Raw genomic sequence first — 15,246 nt, 5'->3', positions numbered from 1 at the left:
GTTAGTGCCATAAGCGAGGATGTGAGCGGGGTAGGCTTGACCCATGACTTTTGCGCCTGTTGACCTGTCGTCTCTTATCAAGTCGTATGACGTGCGGGGGATCGTCCCCGAGCCGTTTAGCCCTACCGTTGCTCGCGCAATCGGCGCGGCGTTCGCAACGGTGATCGTGATTCCGGATGCCGGGGAGGCAGGGGACGCCACCCCTTCTGATGTCACCAAGGCCGCAGGGCGCCCACGGGTTGTTGTCGGCCATGACATGCGCGATTCCGGGCCCGAGCTCGTTGCAGCGTTCGTGTCCGGTCTGACCGACGCCGGTATTGACGTCATCAACATTGGCTTGTGCTCGACTGATGGGCTCTATCACGCGTCAGGCACCTACGACGTTCCGGGCGCCATGTTCACCGCGAGCCACAACCCAGCCGAGTACAACGGCATCAAACTGTGTCGTGCGGGCGCCCGACCAGTTGGCCAGGACACGGGGCTCACCCGGATCAAGGAACTCGCTCAGCAGTATCTTGGGCACGGATTGCCAGGTCCAGCGACTCAGTTGGGTTCCGAGACGCAGCGATCGACTCTGAGCGAATATGCGAAGTTCCTGCGCAACCTCGTCGACCTGTCGGATATCCGCCCACTCAAGGTGGTTGTGGACGCTGGAAACGGCATGGGTGGTTACACGGCTCCCGCAGTGCTTGGAACAGCGGCAAACCTGCCTGAACTTCCACTGGAGATCGTTCCGCTGTACTTCGAGCTCGACGGTACCTTCCCCAACCATGAGGCCAACCCGCTCGACCCCAAGAACCTTGTGGACCTGCAAAAGGCCGTGGTCGAACACGGTGCTGACATCGGTCTGGCCTTTGACGGCGACGCCGACCGCTGCTTTGTGGTGGACGAGCAGGGCAATCCGGTAAGCCCATCCGCGATCACGGGTCTCGTGGGGCTACGGGAGATCGCGAAGGAAAAGGCCGAAGGACGCGAGGTCACGATCATCCACAACCTCATCACCTCGCGAGCTGTGCCTGACTTCATGCAGGGAGCAGGCGCGAAGACGGTGCGGACGCGTGTGGGCCACTCGTTCATCAAAGCGCAGATGGCTGAACATGATGCTGTGTTCGGCGGCGAACACTCGGCGCACTACTACTTCCGGGACTTCTTCTTCGCAGACACGGGGATGCTTGCAGCAATGCACGTCCTTGCAGCGCTGGGGGAACAAGAACATCCATTGTCAGCCATTGCGGACATGTACGAGCCATACGTGGCCTCGGGCGAAATCAATTCCACGATCGAGGACGTTGACGCGGCCCGTCAGCGCGTCATCCAGGCGTACGTCGAGGAAAAGGGCGCAGGGGACGTTGAGGTCGATGAACTGGACGGCCTGACGATCTCGCACTGGCACTCCCACCCACAGTGGTGGTTCAACCTTCGCGCCTCCAACACAGAGCCGCTGCTGCGCCTGAACGTCGAGGCCGCCGACGAAGACATGATGGAAAAGGTCCGTGACGATGTGCTCGGCCTAGTCCGTGGTGAATAGCTAATACAAAGGAACGCGACATGACCAACACCCATAACCTCGACGCCTGGATCCGCGAAGCCCTTCGCTGCCCGGTGACCGGAGCGGAACTCGTGGAAGGCACCGGCCCAAACGGGGAACCTGAACTTCACTCCACAAGCACGGAACGTCCGCTCGCATACCCGATCCGCGAGGGTATTCCAGTGCTCCTTGAGGGCGAGGCTCGTCCGCTCTGAGCCACCCCTCCACCACGAGGATCAACACCTGATGTGGCCCATGTCTGGATAATCTCGACATGGGCCACACTCGTGTGTGGAGAGGTTCCACCCGTTGGCCAATCTCCTGCATGAGGCACAGAGACACTCCCACTGAAGGATGGGTTGTAGGCACCATGGAGTGCCGGACACCATGGTGCTCAATCCATCCCGTCACCTGCCGATGTATATGACATCGCCAAGTTCGCACACGACCGTCGCCGTATGACGCAACGAGATATTTGCCCGGTTTAGTGAGAATTGTCTGGAGAGATCGTCATATTATTGCGCAGAGGAGGGGTGACATTGAATCGAAAAATCCAAGGCACTGTGCTGACAGCCCTACTTGCAGCATCCACGCTCGTTGTGGCACCAGCCGCCCAGGCTGACGGGCCACGAACCCAGCGAGCAGGATCGGGTACGAGCGCTTTATTGGCGACGAACAGCACTGTTGGCTCCACAACGACACTTCGGGTCGTGGGTAACGGTGGTCCACGCGCAACGGTCCAGACAGCGCGCACAGCGCGCGTCACAGTAAAGCACACCTCTCTCAAGGTGAGGGCAGGGGAGTCCATACGGATCGTCGTCAATGGGCGGGCTGCCAGTGGCACGCCGTTGGGAAAAAAGAACGCACGCCTTCAATACCGGGCTAACTCCTCCAAGAAATGGAAGACCCTCGGAAACCAGACCACCGATTCCAAAGGCAAGGCCACGCTGTACTGGCGAGCCAAATCCAGTGGAGACTACCGGATCGCGATCACCCCGGCCAGCGGCAAGGCTGCCGTGCTCTCCAAGACGATGAAGGTGACGGTCAGCAAGACCGACCGGACACTTGCCCAGCGGGTTAAGGTCGCCAAGAACGAGTTGGGGAAACCTCTCAAGGCCACCAAGAAACTCAGCGCGAAGGCAACGAAGTCAGCCTCAAGCAGCGCGAAGTCGGTAAGGTTTCAGAACTACAAGAGCGCAACGGTCGTTGAGGTTTCCAAGGGCAGCAGCGTCAACACTTGGATCGTACGAGGCAAGATCAACACCCTGTACCGCAAGGCCGGAGGAGCCACCGGCACCTACGGCGTTCCAGTAAGCGACGCGAAATGCGGACTGCTAGAGAGCGGTTGCGTGCAACAGTTCACGAAGGGCACAATCTACTCCTCGAACTACAAGAAAGCCGCGACCGGCGTGAAGATCCGCGGCATCAAGGGCGAAATTGCCGCAGCCGCACAGTCTCAGGTGGGGTATCGCAAGAAGTACAGCGGTGACGCCAGCGTGCAACACACCAGGTACAACAAATGGTCCGGGCGTACTCACGCCTGGTGCGCCATGTTCGTGTTCTGGGCCGCCGACGCCTCCGGCAACAGAAGCGTGATTCCTCCGATCTACCGGATTCCCAGCCAAGAGAGTTGGGTTAAGAAGAACTGGAAGACAAGCAAAAACTCACCGAAGGTTGGTGACCTCGCGTTCATCGACTCCCGAGGCTATGGCCGAGCAACGCATATCGCGTATGTGATTGCCGTGAAGGATGGTTGGGTGACCACCATCGAGGGGAACACCGCGAGTTCGTTCCCTGCCGGGCATCGTGGTGTCTCCAAGGGGAAGCGCCACGTGAGTCGCGTGATGTACTTCGGAACGCCTAACTGGGGTGCTTAGAGACGAAGGAAATGAATAGATCTAAAATCTGTTGAAATTTGGTCTACTCTAACAAGGCTTGAGTGGCGGGAATGTAGATACTTTCCGCTAGATCATGCGGTCTGTGCGCTGCTTGGACGTTACTGTAATGGCTACTCTAACGTTGATGTTAGAGTAGCCGTTATAGTAACAACCTCGTCATGGTGTGCCATGTTCGCAGAATGCCCCTATGTCATACTTGACCAGGCTGCCGTGCTCTCCAAGACGATGAAGGTGACGGTCAGCAAGACCAACCGGACACTTGCCCAGCGGGTCAAGGTCGCCAAGAACGAGTTGGGGAAACCACTCAAGGCCACCAAGAAACTCAGCGCGAAGGCAACGAAGTCAGCCTCGAGCAGCGCGAAGTCGGTAAGGTTTCAGAACTACAAGAGCGCAACGGTCGTTGAGGTTTCCAAGGGCAGCAGCGTCAACACTTGGATCGTACGAGGCAAGATCAACACCCTGTACCGCAAGGCCGGAGGAGCCACCGGCACCTACGGTGTTCCAGTAAGCGACGCGAAATGCAGCTACAGCATTGGTGACCTAGTGCTATTGATCTCGAAACTACAGGTGTGTAAGTAAAACCGTAAAGTTTCAAGAGTCATGATGAGAATGCGTAGGTGTAATCAGAACTGAGAGCAGCATGAGTCATTTGAAGTAGCGTTCAAAGCGTAGTGAATTAAGCGATGCGCACCAAGTTCTCCGAGGGGATATCTGCACTGGCTAATGCTATAGATATTTGCTCACCCTAATCCTAAGGGATGCAAGTAACTACCAAATTTTCCTCATTTGCTGCCGGTATGGGAAGGTGACAAGAAAATAAACTCAAAACCATGAGCATGCAATAACATAAGGCAGCAGCCGAGTTGAAATCTTAAAACTGCTAGATCGCCAAGATGCCCATGAAAGAAGAGTTACGTTAATGTGTCGATAGCATGTCTAGTGTGCAAGCCTAAAGGTACTCACGAAGAAAAGTGCTGAGCACGTGATCTGGATGTAGTGCAGCATGATCATATTGATAGCGAAGTTTGTGGACAGGTGAAGAACTAAGCATAGTTGGAATATCATTTTTCTTAGCATCTGCGAAGAAAGTGCGCTGAAATGAGATAGCCTTTCGGGAATCGAATTTCATGAAATGAGTATATTCCTTGTGAGCATCGAGATCAATCTCGGTTATGGTTTCGAAAAGATGATGAACGTGGAAATATTCGGGCAAGTAGCCTTCAGACTCCCACCATATGTTCATGGCAGCCCGCCAAGCTTGAAGAAGATAACTCGACCGATCCGCGATCAGGTACCAGGATGATATCCTCTGACGCCCGAACTCAAACGCAAAAAAACTGCTGAAATTGACGAGAGTTTCAATTTCATCCTGAGGCAATGTAGGAAACGCAGTTGCATCGTACCAAGTGCCTCCCCAACGGCCAAGAAGTTCTAGTCGTAGCCAGTCAGAGAAATGGGTACGGTTCGAGGTTTTGAGTGCGCGGACGTGATCGTTCAACGGAACGTAAAGTGGTAGCGTGTTCTCGTCAAGAAAAACAATCTGTCTTGCAGGGTTCAACTGTTGTACTCGATTAAAGCAGGCTTTTACGACAGGGGGAGCTTGATCTTGGCCTTGTCCCCAGTACATGAAGATTGGACCCGGTCCTGTTTTTTGGCTTGACTGCTGTCTAATGTAATATCGTGCAGTCTCTTGTATTGCTGAAAGGTTATCTCTCACAAAATCAACGCAAATTCTTCGAGCAAAAAAAACCTTTGGGTCGATTTGTGACATAGCGATTCCATTGAATCCATCTATATCGAGTGATAAACCGGCACGAATAAGAGAAGTTGCAGCGCCGAATTCATTCTTACGGTCCTTAGCATACGCATATCTATAAAAATCGTCCGGCCGCGCTTCGAAACGTTGGATGAGCGTTTGAAGATCATTGATTGCTCCTTCCCATTTGCGCAATTTCAATTGACTTTGAATTTTCGCACGTAAGAGCGTGGAACTGCGGTTAAGATACTTGTTTTTGGAAATTATTTTTAGCGAATCTTCGAATCGTTCCTCCTTTAGTGAAGACAGGGACTGCAGTGCATGCAAAGCGTCCTCATTCCCGAGGTCTGCGATTCTTGCGAGTAGAAGATCAAAGTTTTCTATGTCGCTATTTTCCAACAAAGTTGATGCGAAAGAAAACACATCTAGTAGAGATTTTTGTCTCGTATCAATATCAGGGAACTGGCAAGTGCGGTGGGCGTGAACACGACCGTTTATTTCAGTCCAACCGAACTGATAAATATTAAAATCGTGCTGATCATCATTGAAATAGTGTTGTGGCGAATTTGTTTCAGTTAACTGAAACAAATCCCATGTCAGTGTTCCCTCGCCCGCGGTGTTTCCACCCGCGAACCTAATCCATGCGCGTGTTGCATCTTGGGGGATTGTAAAGGTCAAGGTGATTGTGTGAAACCCAGGTGTGTTCAAGGCAGACTTTGAACGGCTGTAGTTCCATATTTTCTTACCTTTCTGCTCAATGCCCACAATGATCTTGCAGTGATCGTAGTCTAGGGGCTCAGGTAGGGGCTCAGCGATGCGCACTCGGGTGCTTACCGAGTATGTGTGACCAGGCTTCATTCCGTTGCGTAGTCCGGCTGGCTCGTCACGGCCGCCAATTGTAAAGTGAACATCTCGTGCTTGTGACGTGCCAGAAAGAAGGATCGCAGTCGAACCGGTCGCAAGTTGCTGAATTTCTACCCTTGATTGGGCAGAATGTTGGATGACGAGAACGTCTTCGTGCGTGAGACTTTCAGCTTGGGTCCCAAAAGCAACTGGTGTTTCCACTGAGAATTTTGGAAAGAGATTTATTGTTGTTCTGCCCATTCCGAAACTCCTAGTCATTTGACCGCTGTCGAACGTGGTCAAGAATACCTTCAACAAAGCGATGTGTGGCTTTTCCGTCGTCCATTGGGTTAAATCTTTTTATGAAGGAAAGATAATCGGCAGTCAATGGGGATTTACCGTTAATGTACTCGCGGATGGCAAGTACAAGTTCATCTTTATTTTCGACAACCGGACCCGGAGTTGTCTCGTTGTAGGGGACGAGGGGAGGCATGTAGGCAAAATACTCCTTTTCGTCCGGGGTAAAGAATACCATGGGTTTCTTTGTAACTGAGTAGTCGAACCGAATAGACGAGTAATCGAATACGCCAAGATCAGATGCGATGATCAAGTCATTGACGAATGGGTAATCAGTTACGTCAATGACTTGTGAAGCTCTGGTTCTTTCGTCAGAGTAGCGGCTGTGCGACGGATGACCGCGTAACAGTACCTTTACTTTGGGTCCGAGCTTGGAAGCTAACCAGTTAGGCTCGACAAAATTAGTCATGGGAGAATACCAAGGCGACTCCGCTGAATAATCTCGCCAAGTAGGTGCGTAGAGCACCGCGTATTCGTCGTCTTTAAGCCCAAGCGCTGTGCGAACTTCAGTTCGGACAGCATCCGTGTGCTGTACAAGTGAATCGTTACGTGGATGGCCAACTTCAAGAATTTTCGCACGTACTGGGAAAGCTTCCGTGAGCATACGAGTAGCATCTGGAGAGGGGGAAAGTAGAATATCCCAAGTTTGACGCCAGTCCAGGCCGTGTTGACGTTTTCGCTTTGGGAAGTTGAGCATCTCCCAACGTGGCTCACCCATCATCTTGAATGGATGGCCGTGATAAGTCTGGATGATCGTTTGCCCGGGTTTATTCTCAATATAGGGAGCCAACTCGTGATTGAAACAGAGTATTTGTGCGGAAGCGATAACGTCGTAATACTCACGTGAGTCGATAATTACGCGTCCTTGATGAACTGGTACTGGCCAGAGGTCATCCTCAAGGCCCCAGATGACTTCGTATTCCGGGTGGTTTTGTTGGAAATAGCGAGCCATTTCTAATTGAGTGTCGCTGACCTGGTCGCCTTTCATACATTGAAGATAGACTCTACGCTCAATTTTTGGGAACGATTGCTTGTACTGATCACGTAGGTTCTGGGTCTGAGCTGAACTGCGTTGTGAACCTAGCGTTGAATGCAAGCGGATTCGTGCCTCATCAGTGCCGAAATCATAGCGTATATCAAATGTGCTGCGCTGAAGCCTGAATGGTTGTGCAATTAGTGTTTGAGCAGTTTCGTGTAGCAAAGGCCTGACATTTTTTCCATCAGGCCCTTTGAGTCGAAGCCAGTACGCATCTCGCGCGAATGAAACTGGAGCGAAGCCATCAAATGGTGAGTTCTCTAGCGTAAAGGACGCATCACCATCTGCAGTGACGACTCCCTTAATCTGCGTAGTTTTTCCCTCTAACATGATTTCAAAGGTTCGATCAAGCGGCGTTGAGAAACTAATCACAATCTCACAGGCTTCCCGTGTCGTAACCGAGGTAACGAAACGGTGGTGGCTGGATGCACCTGCGCGTAAATGACCTTTTGCATTGCGGTAAAAAGCCAAATCTCTAACAACCGGCTGATCCGTGAGAACACTTTGTACGGCAAACATTGCAAATTGTTTACCTGATCGTTCAACATGAAATTGAATGAAATTCGACTGGAGTGCACCCCAATCTATGCGGGGAAAAACTGCCAAAACAGGTGTTCCGTGCGAGTTGGTTTGAACCAATGCTCGGCTAATTTCTCTCTCGGTGTCATCAGATAGTACTGCATACAGTTTTTCTCTAGATGTCATTTTACCCGCAAAGTGCAGAAGCAACGAGTCGTTTTCCACAACGATCGATGAAACAACTTGAGCAGGTCGAAGTGGCTCTATCGTCAGTCGTTCACTGTTGAATCGAATAGTGAACAACATGCCATCAATTTCGACTGTGCGGCTAAAACTTACACTCGACTGCTGTGTTGCAGACACGCTGGGCAAGATAGCGTAGTAATCTCCTTGCCTGACTGCAAAATCCAAGAAGGCTTTTCCACGATTGTTGGCAAGGGTGTTTAATGACTCCGAAAGATCGATAAGATCGATGATTGTGTGGAAGCCTGTGTTTTGGTAAGTTTCACGACGGTGGCTACTACGGTAGGTAGCTTCTTCAGAGCCAACCTGCTTAGCAGGGAAGCGTGTCAAGCCAACTGCTGATTGAGACTCAAAAAGTACTTCAACTTCTGGATAAATTTCGTTTGAAGGGATATTTGAGAAGAAAGCTGTCCCCCTTAGTTCCATTTTATTATCGGCTGATAAGGAAATTTGCTCAATGTGAACGAATGGGCGAACTTCTCGAGGAGACGGAATGTAAGCCCAGAGTGGTACCTTATGAGGAGCTTCGTCGAATAGCGGAAGCTTGACGTAGTTCTGGCCATCTATTAGCACTGGGCGCGAATCATGAATGTCCCAACCGTCTTCGTCAAAAAAGCGCAATGCCAAATCGTACTGGTCAGTGAGAATAAGGTGATAAAGTACCTTGTCGCGTGAATTGAGTTCATTCTTGAGACGTTTAAGGGGAACCATCTTCCAAATTTTGGGAAGATGGTCGACTAGGACCTCCCAGTAGCGCTTGTCGCCATCGTTAATATACTGCAGAGTGAACGTGCTATTTGCTAAATACTGGAAGGCGCGCTCGATGGCAACACTAGTGTGTCCGTGAGCAATGAGTTCTTCAAGGACGCTGATGGCGGCGTTAAAACGATCCTCAAGATTTTTAGGGTCAGCACTTTGCTGCATGATCGATGTGCCGGTAGCGCGGCGGCGCCACCTAACGAGAGGCGCTTCTAGAATGTCGAAACTCGTTGCCTTGATGTAAGATAACACTGAGGGAAGTTGGTCTTCGTAAAGAACTCCTTCGGGGTAGCGCAATTGCGCTTTGTCCCAAAACGATTTCCGATAAACTTTGCTCCATTGAACGGCGTTAACTAAAATTCTTGGATAATCTTCCAGTTTCTGACGAAGCATATTCTTTGAATGTGCCTGTCTAATCCAGCGACCAGGTGGCAGGATTTTGCCTTCTTTGAAAATTTGGTAACTAGATACAGCGAAATCAGAATCTGTGAACTCCAAGGTGTCAATGACATTTTCGTAGCCTTTCGGCTCAATCAAATCATCGCCATCAAAAAAAGTGAGGTATTTCCCTGAGGCGGCAGCAATTCCGGAATTCCGTGCTGCACCTGGACCTAGATTTGGGGTTTGAATTATCTTAAAGCGTGGATCTTTTTGTGCAAATTCTTCGGCAATTATGCGTGTCGAATCGGTCGAACCGTCATCAACGACAATAGCCTCGAACGAAGAATAACTCTGTTGTTGGAGGCTACTAAGTGCCTCGCCTATGTATTCTTCGATATTGAAGGCTGGAATAACGATAGAGAGCAAAGCACGATGCCCTGTGGTGGTGGGCGAAGCTGAGGTCTGTTTAGCCGTGCCCATATGGCGCGTACTCGTATCTGGAGACTTAACTGAGCGTAGGCGCTTTTTGACTGCGGAGCCGACTCTTCTCCAGAGTGGACGGGGTTTTGGCGAAACCATGTAGATACACCTTCAGGTCTGGGGTCATGGAACGACGTAATCGTACCAAACGGCAGACACCTGATGCTGATGACAGCTTCCGCTCGGCGTATAATCGGTGGGTCAGGGTGAGACACAACAGGGTTTCTTTGGGTCTCACCAACGATCCTGTTGAAGGAACTCAAATTTCAGCACTAGAGTCCCGCTCTTCGAGAATTGCGGCTGAGTACGGTTTGACGCCCATGGGGATACGACCTCCGTTGAAGACTTATCTGCGAGATGTCTTCAAACGGCGGGAGTTTCTAACCGTTCTTGCCTCGTCAAAAGCTCAGGCAGAGAACCAGAACTCCTACCTTGGGCAAGTCTGGACGATCCTTACGCCGCTTCTGAACTCGCTTGTCTATGTATTGATCTTCGGGATTCTGCTGCGCACCCGGGCTGGTATGGACAACGTCATTGGATACATCGTGGTTGGAACCTTCGTATACGGTTTCTTCTCCTCAACAGTGACCGAGTCGGCACGTTCAATCCAGTCGAACATCAAGCTCGTTCAGTCGCTGCACTTCCCTAGGATCCTATTACCGTTGTCAGTTGTGCTCAAAGATCTCATTGTCTTAGCCCCGGGCTACGTCGTGATGATGATCATCGCGCAGACATCCATCGCAACCCAACAGTTGGACGGCGAACTACATCCTGAACGATGGCTCTTGCTGATTCCAGCAACACTCTTGCTTGCCCTATTCTCGGCAGGTGTGGGATTCATTCTTGCGAAGTTCGCTTCCCGTGTGCCCGACCTAATAAAACTTCTGCCGTTCATCTTGCGAGTGGGCATGTACGCCTCAGGAGTTATCTTCGCGATCGGGCACTTTGTCGGTCACGATCTCCTACGTACGATTATGGAGCATCAGCCCGTTGCCGTTTACCTGAATCTTGCTCGGCAAGCGGCTCTTGACGAATCCGCTATACCTCTCGATTGGTCTCTCTGGCTTGAAGGCGCGGGGTGGGCTGTCGCGGTATTTATCATCGGGTTTATAGTTTTCTGGCGAGATGAGGCGCGTTATGGCCGCGAATGACCTAGAGGAAGAGTTCGACTACGAGGCAGACCTCGAAGACCTCCCCGATCACCCGCCCACGGCGCAGGTGATCGGAGACCCCTCCGTAATCGTTAACGACCTTCACGTTACCTACCACGTCGTTGGCTCACGGACCCGGGCCTCCGCCCCCACGAATGACAACCTTCTGAAGAAGATTCTTCGGAAAGGCCGCTCGCTCACAGGTGGACACACCGAAGTAAAGGCAATTCGCGGAGTGAGTTTCACAGCGCACCACGGCGAATCAATCGGACTCATCGGAACCAACGGTTCTGGAAAATCCACACTTCTGAAGGCAATCGCGGGTCTCCTCGCTCCAAGTCAGGGCGAGATCTATGTTTCCGGTATCCCTTCACTGCTTGGCGTCAGCGCGGTGCTGATGAAAGAACTCACCGGTGAACGTAACGTCATGATCGGTGGACTCGCACTCGGATTGTCGCGAAAGGAGGTCGACGAGAGATTCGATGAAATCGTTGACTTCTCAGGGCTCGGTGATGCGGTCTACTTGCCGATGAAAACGTATTCCGCTGGTATGGGGGCGCGCCTGCGATTCGCTATCTCAACAGCAGCGACTCCTGATGTGCTCATGATCGACGAGGCCCTTGCAACTGGCGATGCAGGATTCCGTGAGCGCTCACGACAGCGCATCGATGAGATACGTGGTGAAGCAGGCACAGTATTTGTCGTCGCCCACTCAACCGCGTCCATCAGAGCAATGTGTACGCGTGTGATCTGGCTAGATCAAGGTCAAATTGTTATGGACGGAGATCCAGAGACAGTCACGAACGAGTACCGGAAACACGTCAAGGAACTCACCGTACGGCGTGAAGAGATCAGGGCAGCACGGAGAGCATCCTCGGCATGACATATGCAAAGCAAATCAGCCGGTTCCTAGGAACGGTTGGAGGATACGCACTCGTAGGAAATCTCGCCGCACTGGTTCTTATCGTCGTGCTGCTGATCTCGGACACGAATGCTGGTGTCGTCGCCCTTTGCTGGCTCATTGTTGCGACCTTCGAGTTTGTGACTCGCGGACACGTTCGACGCATCCGAATCCGGGGTCTGAAAACTGTCGTTACAGCTAAAGACGATGTTTCGGTTCTTGGTTCTGGATATTCGAATCGAATCATCGGCCTTGGCGCGGTACTCGTGGCTGTCGCGGATGGCGCACAGTTGGGACCGGGAGAAATCGTTCTGCTCGTCCTAGTGGTGACTGCGGTTGTCCTTGAGGCAGTGACGTCTCCGTTCCGTCGCAAGGCAGGCCCCACCTTTGCGAATATCCCGTGGCATCCTGAACTGCCCCAACGGCTCAATCTGAGTTTGCACGTATATCTCTTGAATGTACTGGCTATCGCAGCCGCTCTTGCAACTTCCGTAAACATGACCTTCGGTTACCTGGCAGGTTCCTTCGCTCTTCTGAGCTTGGGAATGCAGATCGCCATGATGCTGAGGGCAGTTGCTCGTATGCGTAGCAAGCAACGATTTGAAGCGCAGTTGCATGACAGGTTGGAGCAGTATGCTCCAGAGTTCTATTTCTACTGGGACGCACCCGCAGACACAGTCTTTCAAGCGGCCATGTGGCTCCCATACCTCGAACGCCTGGGACGCAATTTCTGTATTATCCTGCGTAACGCTACAAACCTAGAGACGCTAGCGGCTATTACCAAAACTCCGATTTTGGTGCGATCTGCCATGGCACAACTCGATGATGTGATTGTACCGAGTCTTAAAGTCACGTTCTATGCGAACAACGCAATCCGTAATGCGCACTTTGCCCGGTTCCTTGGCATTACACATATCCAACTGAACCACGGTGACTCAGACAAGCCACCGAGTTACAACCCGGTCATGCGCATGTATGATCGGAACTTCGTTGCTGGACCAGCAGCGGTTGAGCGCTACTCTAGCCGTGGGATTGAGACGGCCCCCAACTTCTTTGAGATCGTGGGCCGCCCACAGATCGAAGGCATCGAGATCGTGGACGTTGAGACCAGTGACGGTGCTCCAAAGACAGTGCTGTACGCGCCTACCTGGGCTGGATTCATGGCTGACTCAGCGGTCTCATCGCTTCCTATAGGACCTCACATTGTGCAGCAATTGGTCGAACGGGGACACCGAGTACTGTTCCGCCCGCACCCTCACGCTCGTAAGAATGCTGTGTTACGTGCGGCCTGTGATGAGATTGAGAAGTTGCTGGTTGCTGAGAACCTAAAGGGCGGTCAGCACCTTCACGGCGCAGTAGCTGAAACCGAAATGACAATCTTCGATTGTTTCAATGCATCCGATGCTCTAATCTCGGATGTCTCGTCTGTCGTGCCAGATTATCTGTACTCGGGAAAGCCGTTTGCCGTCGTCGCTATGGGGTTTGAGGATATCGAAGCCTTTTACACGGAGAACCCCGTTGCACGTGCGGGATACGTGATCGTACAGGACGGCTCGAACATTCCCAGTGTCTACGACGACCTGCTCGACAGCGATCCGCTGAGCGGACGTAGACAGGAATTCAAGATCCACTACCTAGGGGATTTTGTTGGTGAAGGGTACTCAAGTCGTTTCACTGAGATATGCGAGAAATACCTTAGCTGAGGTATTTATCAAGAGTGTCCACGAATAGCTGGGCATGGCCTTCCGCCGGTACATCCGAGAGGTAGTAGGCACTCACATCGGTACGACGGCCTGAAAGCGGATCATCAGCACGAATGGTGCTAAGGAGTCCTGCGAAGGCTGTCTTGTCGAGGGTTCCTGAAGCCACATCAAGCTCGTAGCACGCCGAACCCAGGGTGCGAGACACGTCCTCCGATGTCTCGCGCCGTACGAGTACGATCGGCTTGGTGCTGGCGAGGTAGTCGGAGACAACGGATGAGAGATCGGCAATGAGCAGATCGCTTTCGTTGAACAGATCAAAGATCTCAGCCTCAGTCGCGGCACGCCCGTACACATGATCGCGAGGATCAGCGGCAAGGATAGCGTTCACGCGTTCTATCAACGGACGATGTTTCTGGTTTTTCCGCGAGTAGGGGTGCGGCCGGAAGATCACGCGATATCCCTCAAACAACAGGGTCTGGACGATAGCCTCAGCGAACTCCAGGGACGAATAGTCAGTGTCCTGATAGAAACCCTGCCAGGTAGGCGCATAGAGAACCGTGGGTTGAGAGACAGCCGAGATGGGGGAGACCGGCAACTGCACGGATGCGACCTGTGGACGGCCAACAATCTCAAAGAAATCGCTCGTCGTGGAGATACCGTTCGCGGCGAAACGATCGATTGCCGCCTGGCCAGCCACAAAATTACGGTCAAATGCCCTGAACGAAGGGTTGTAACTTGGTGCTTTGTCGCTGTCCCCGTGGTTGAGTTGAATATGGGTTACCTCGCGGTAGCGCACCATGTGGTTGTTGACCGTTGCTGTGTTGACGTACAGCGCGGCATGCAGCGAAGGCACCATGACATCGTCCAGGGTGCTCAGAGACTCGCGTAGCAGGATAGGACGATTCGTGAGTCGTGCGATCTCATCGAAGTTTTCGGGGCTCCGCAGCAGAATGAAGTATGGGTGGCCTGTTTGCTCAAGATAGGGGAGCCACATGGACACCTGATAACTCGTGCCCTTCGGAGCCTGCCAATGCAGCAGAAACCGTGGCTCGTAGGCATTGAGCGCCGCCTGCAGTTGGGTGCTGGTAGCCCGCCGACGCAGAATCAGGCGTGAGGCGTCGGCAATCAGAAAAACAGTCAACAGACCCGCAACAGCCAGCATGACGGTCGTTCCTGCATGTAGCCAAGGGAACGAGTCACGCAGAGGCCACAGCAATAGCGCGAGGCTGGAAATCAGATACGCCCACGCTGGATCCAACACGAGCGAGTCCCGCAGCCTGTATCCGGGCAGATTACGGGCAACAGGAACCACACGGTCCGCAAGTGCCCGGATGGTGAGTTCGGCACCTAGTACAAAGTAGAAGCCGATGAGCCAGAGCACTTCAAGGGTGCTCGACTGGGCTACCAGATATCCGGCAAAGGCCAGGATCGCCCGCGGGACGATGAACGTTCCCGCGGGTGACCCGGAAGCAAACAGACTCAGGCGCGGGGACTTGAGTAATCGCCAAATATGGTGTGGAAACTGTGCAACGATCCCCAGAACAGCGAGAGCGACGACAATGGGTGCGTGGGGCATCCCAAAATAGGCCCACGCGGCAATGACCGCTGATATGGCGGACATTGTCAGTGGCCGGATACCCGCCATACCTGCGAACTTTATTCCTAAGCTGGCCCTGTCAGCCCATACTGTC

At 52.5% G+C, this 15,246-nt stretch carries 10 protein-coding genes; 7 read left to right on the top strand and 3 right to left on the bottom strand.

The window, feature by feature from the left end; translation table 11 throughout:
- Window positions 1–43 precede the first annotated feature (43 nt).
- The 4 genes from ACFSYH_RS04615 to ACFSYH_RS04600 all read left to right on the top strand — a co-directional run bounded on the left by ACFSYH_RS04615 (window position 44) and on the right by ACFSYH_RS04600 (window position 4,005).
- The gene (locus tag ACFSYH_RS04615) at window positions 44–1,528 is read left to right on the top strand and encodes a phosphomannomutase/phosphoglucomutase (protein WP_377465416.1); all 1,485 of its coding nucleotides are present in this window, start codon (window positions 44–46) and stop codon (window positions 1,526–1,528) included.
- Between the two features lie 20 nt (window positions 1,529–1,548).
- Window positions 1,549–1,743, top strand: coding sequence for a Trm112 family protein (locus ACFSYH_RS04610; RefSeq protein WP_377465415.1), 195 nt, complete (start codon window positions 1,549–1,551; stop codon window positions 1,741–1,743).
- Window positions 1,744–2,061: 318 nt separating this feature from the next.
- Window positions 2,062–3,405, top strand: a complete 1,344-nt coding sequence (locus ACFSYH_RS04605; RefSeq protein ID WP_377465413.1) for a CHAP domain-containing protein — start codon at window positions 2,062–2,064, stop codon at window positions 3,403–3,405.
- 189 nt (window positions 3,406–3,594) lie between these two features.
- Entirely contained in the window at window positions 3,595–4,005 is a 411-nt protein-coding gene (locus tag ACFSYH_RS04600; RefSeq protein WP_377465412.1) for a hypothetical protein, read from the top strand.
- Window positions 4,006–4,375: 370 nt separating this feature from the next.
- Here ACFSYH_RS04600 and ACFSYH_RS04595 read toward each other — a convergent pair whose 3' ends face one another.
- Both ACFSYH_RS04595 and ACFSYH_RS04590 read right to left on the bottom strand, forming a co-directional pair.
- Complete coding sequence (locus ACFSYH_RS04595; protein WP_377465411.1) at window positions 4,376–6,286, bottom strand: capsular polysaccharide synthesis protein; 1,911 nt, start codon at window positions 6,284–6,286, stop codon at window positions 4,376–4,378.
- A gap of 10 nt (window positions 6,287–6,296) precedes the next feature.
- Window positions 6,297–9,800, bottom strand: a complete 3,504-nt coding sequence (locus ACFSYH_RS04590; RefSeq protein ID WP_377465410.1) for a bifunctional glycosyltransferase/CDP-glycerol:glycerophosphate glycerophosphotransferase — start codon at window positions 9,798–9,800, stop codon at window positions 6,297–6,299.
- A gap of 338 nt (window positions 9,801–10,138) precedes the next feature.
- On the opposite strand from ACFSYH_RS04590, the gene ACFSYH_RS04585 reads away from it, so the two are divergent.
- Genes ACFSYH_RS04585 through ACFSYH_RS04575 form a run of 3 tightly spaced genes read left to right on the top strand, consistent with a single transcriptional unit; the run spans window position 10,139 to window position 13,555 of the window.
- Window positions 10,139–10,951: an ABC transporter permease gene (locus tag ACFSYH_RS04585; protein ID WP_377465409.1), complete on the top strand. Its 813-nt coding sequence runs from the start codon at window positions 10,139–10,141 to the stop codon at window positions 10,949–10,951.
- Window positions 10,938–11,834, top strand: a complete 897-nt coding sequence (locus ACFSYH_RS04580) for an ABC transporter ATP-binding protein (RefSeq protein ID WP_377465408.1) — start codon at window positions 10,938–10,940, stop codon at window positions 11,832–11,834. The genes ACFSYH_RS04585 and ACFSYH_RS04580 overlap by 14 nt, the downstream gene beginning before the upstream one ends.
- A complete protein-coding gene (locus ACFSYH_RS04575) occupies window positions 11,831–13,555 on the top strand; it encodes a CDP-glycerol glycerophosphotransferase family protein (protein WP_377465407.1) in 1,725 nt (574 codons plus the stop codon). The genes ACFSYH_RS04580 and ACFSYH_RS04575 overlap by 4 nt, the downstream gene beginning before the upstream one ends.
- Here ACFSYH_RS04575 and ACFSYH_RS04570 read toward each other — a convergent pair.
- Window positions 13,548–15,200: a CDP-glycerol glycerophosphotransferase family protein gene (locus tag ACFSYH_RS04570; RefSeq protein WP_377465406.1), complete on the bottom strand. Its 1,653-nt coding sequence runs from the start codon at window positions 15,198–15,200 to the stop codon at window positions 13,548–13,550. The genes ACFSYH_RS04575 and ACFSYH_RS04570 overlap by 8 nt on opposite strands.
- Window positions 15,201–15,246: the final 46 nt, after the last annotated feature.

This window comes from Populibacterium corticicola, from assembly GCF_042683685.1.
In the GTDB taxonomy this organism is placed as follows: Bacteria; Actinomycetota; Actinomycetes; order Actinomycetales; family Cellulomonadaceae; genus Timonella; species Timonella corticicola.
The sequence above is the reverse complement of the archived record's forward strand: the minus strand, read 5'-3'. Positions and strand labels throughout refer to the sequence as shown.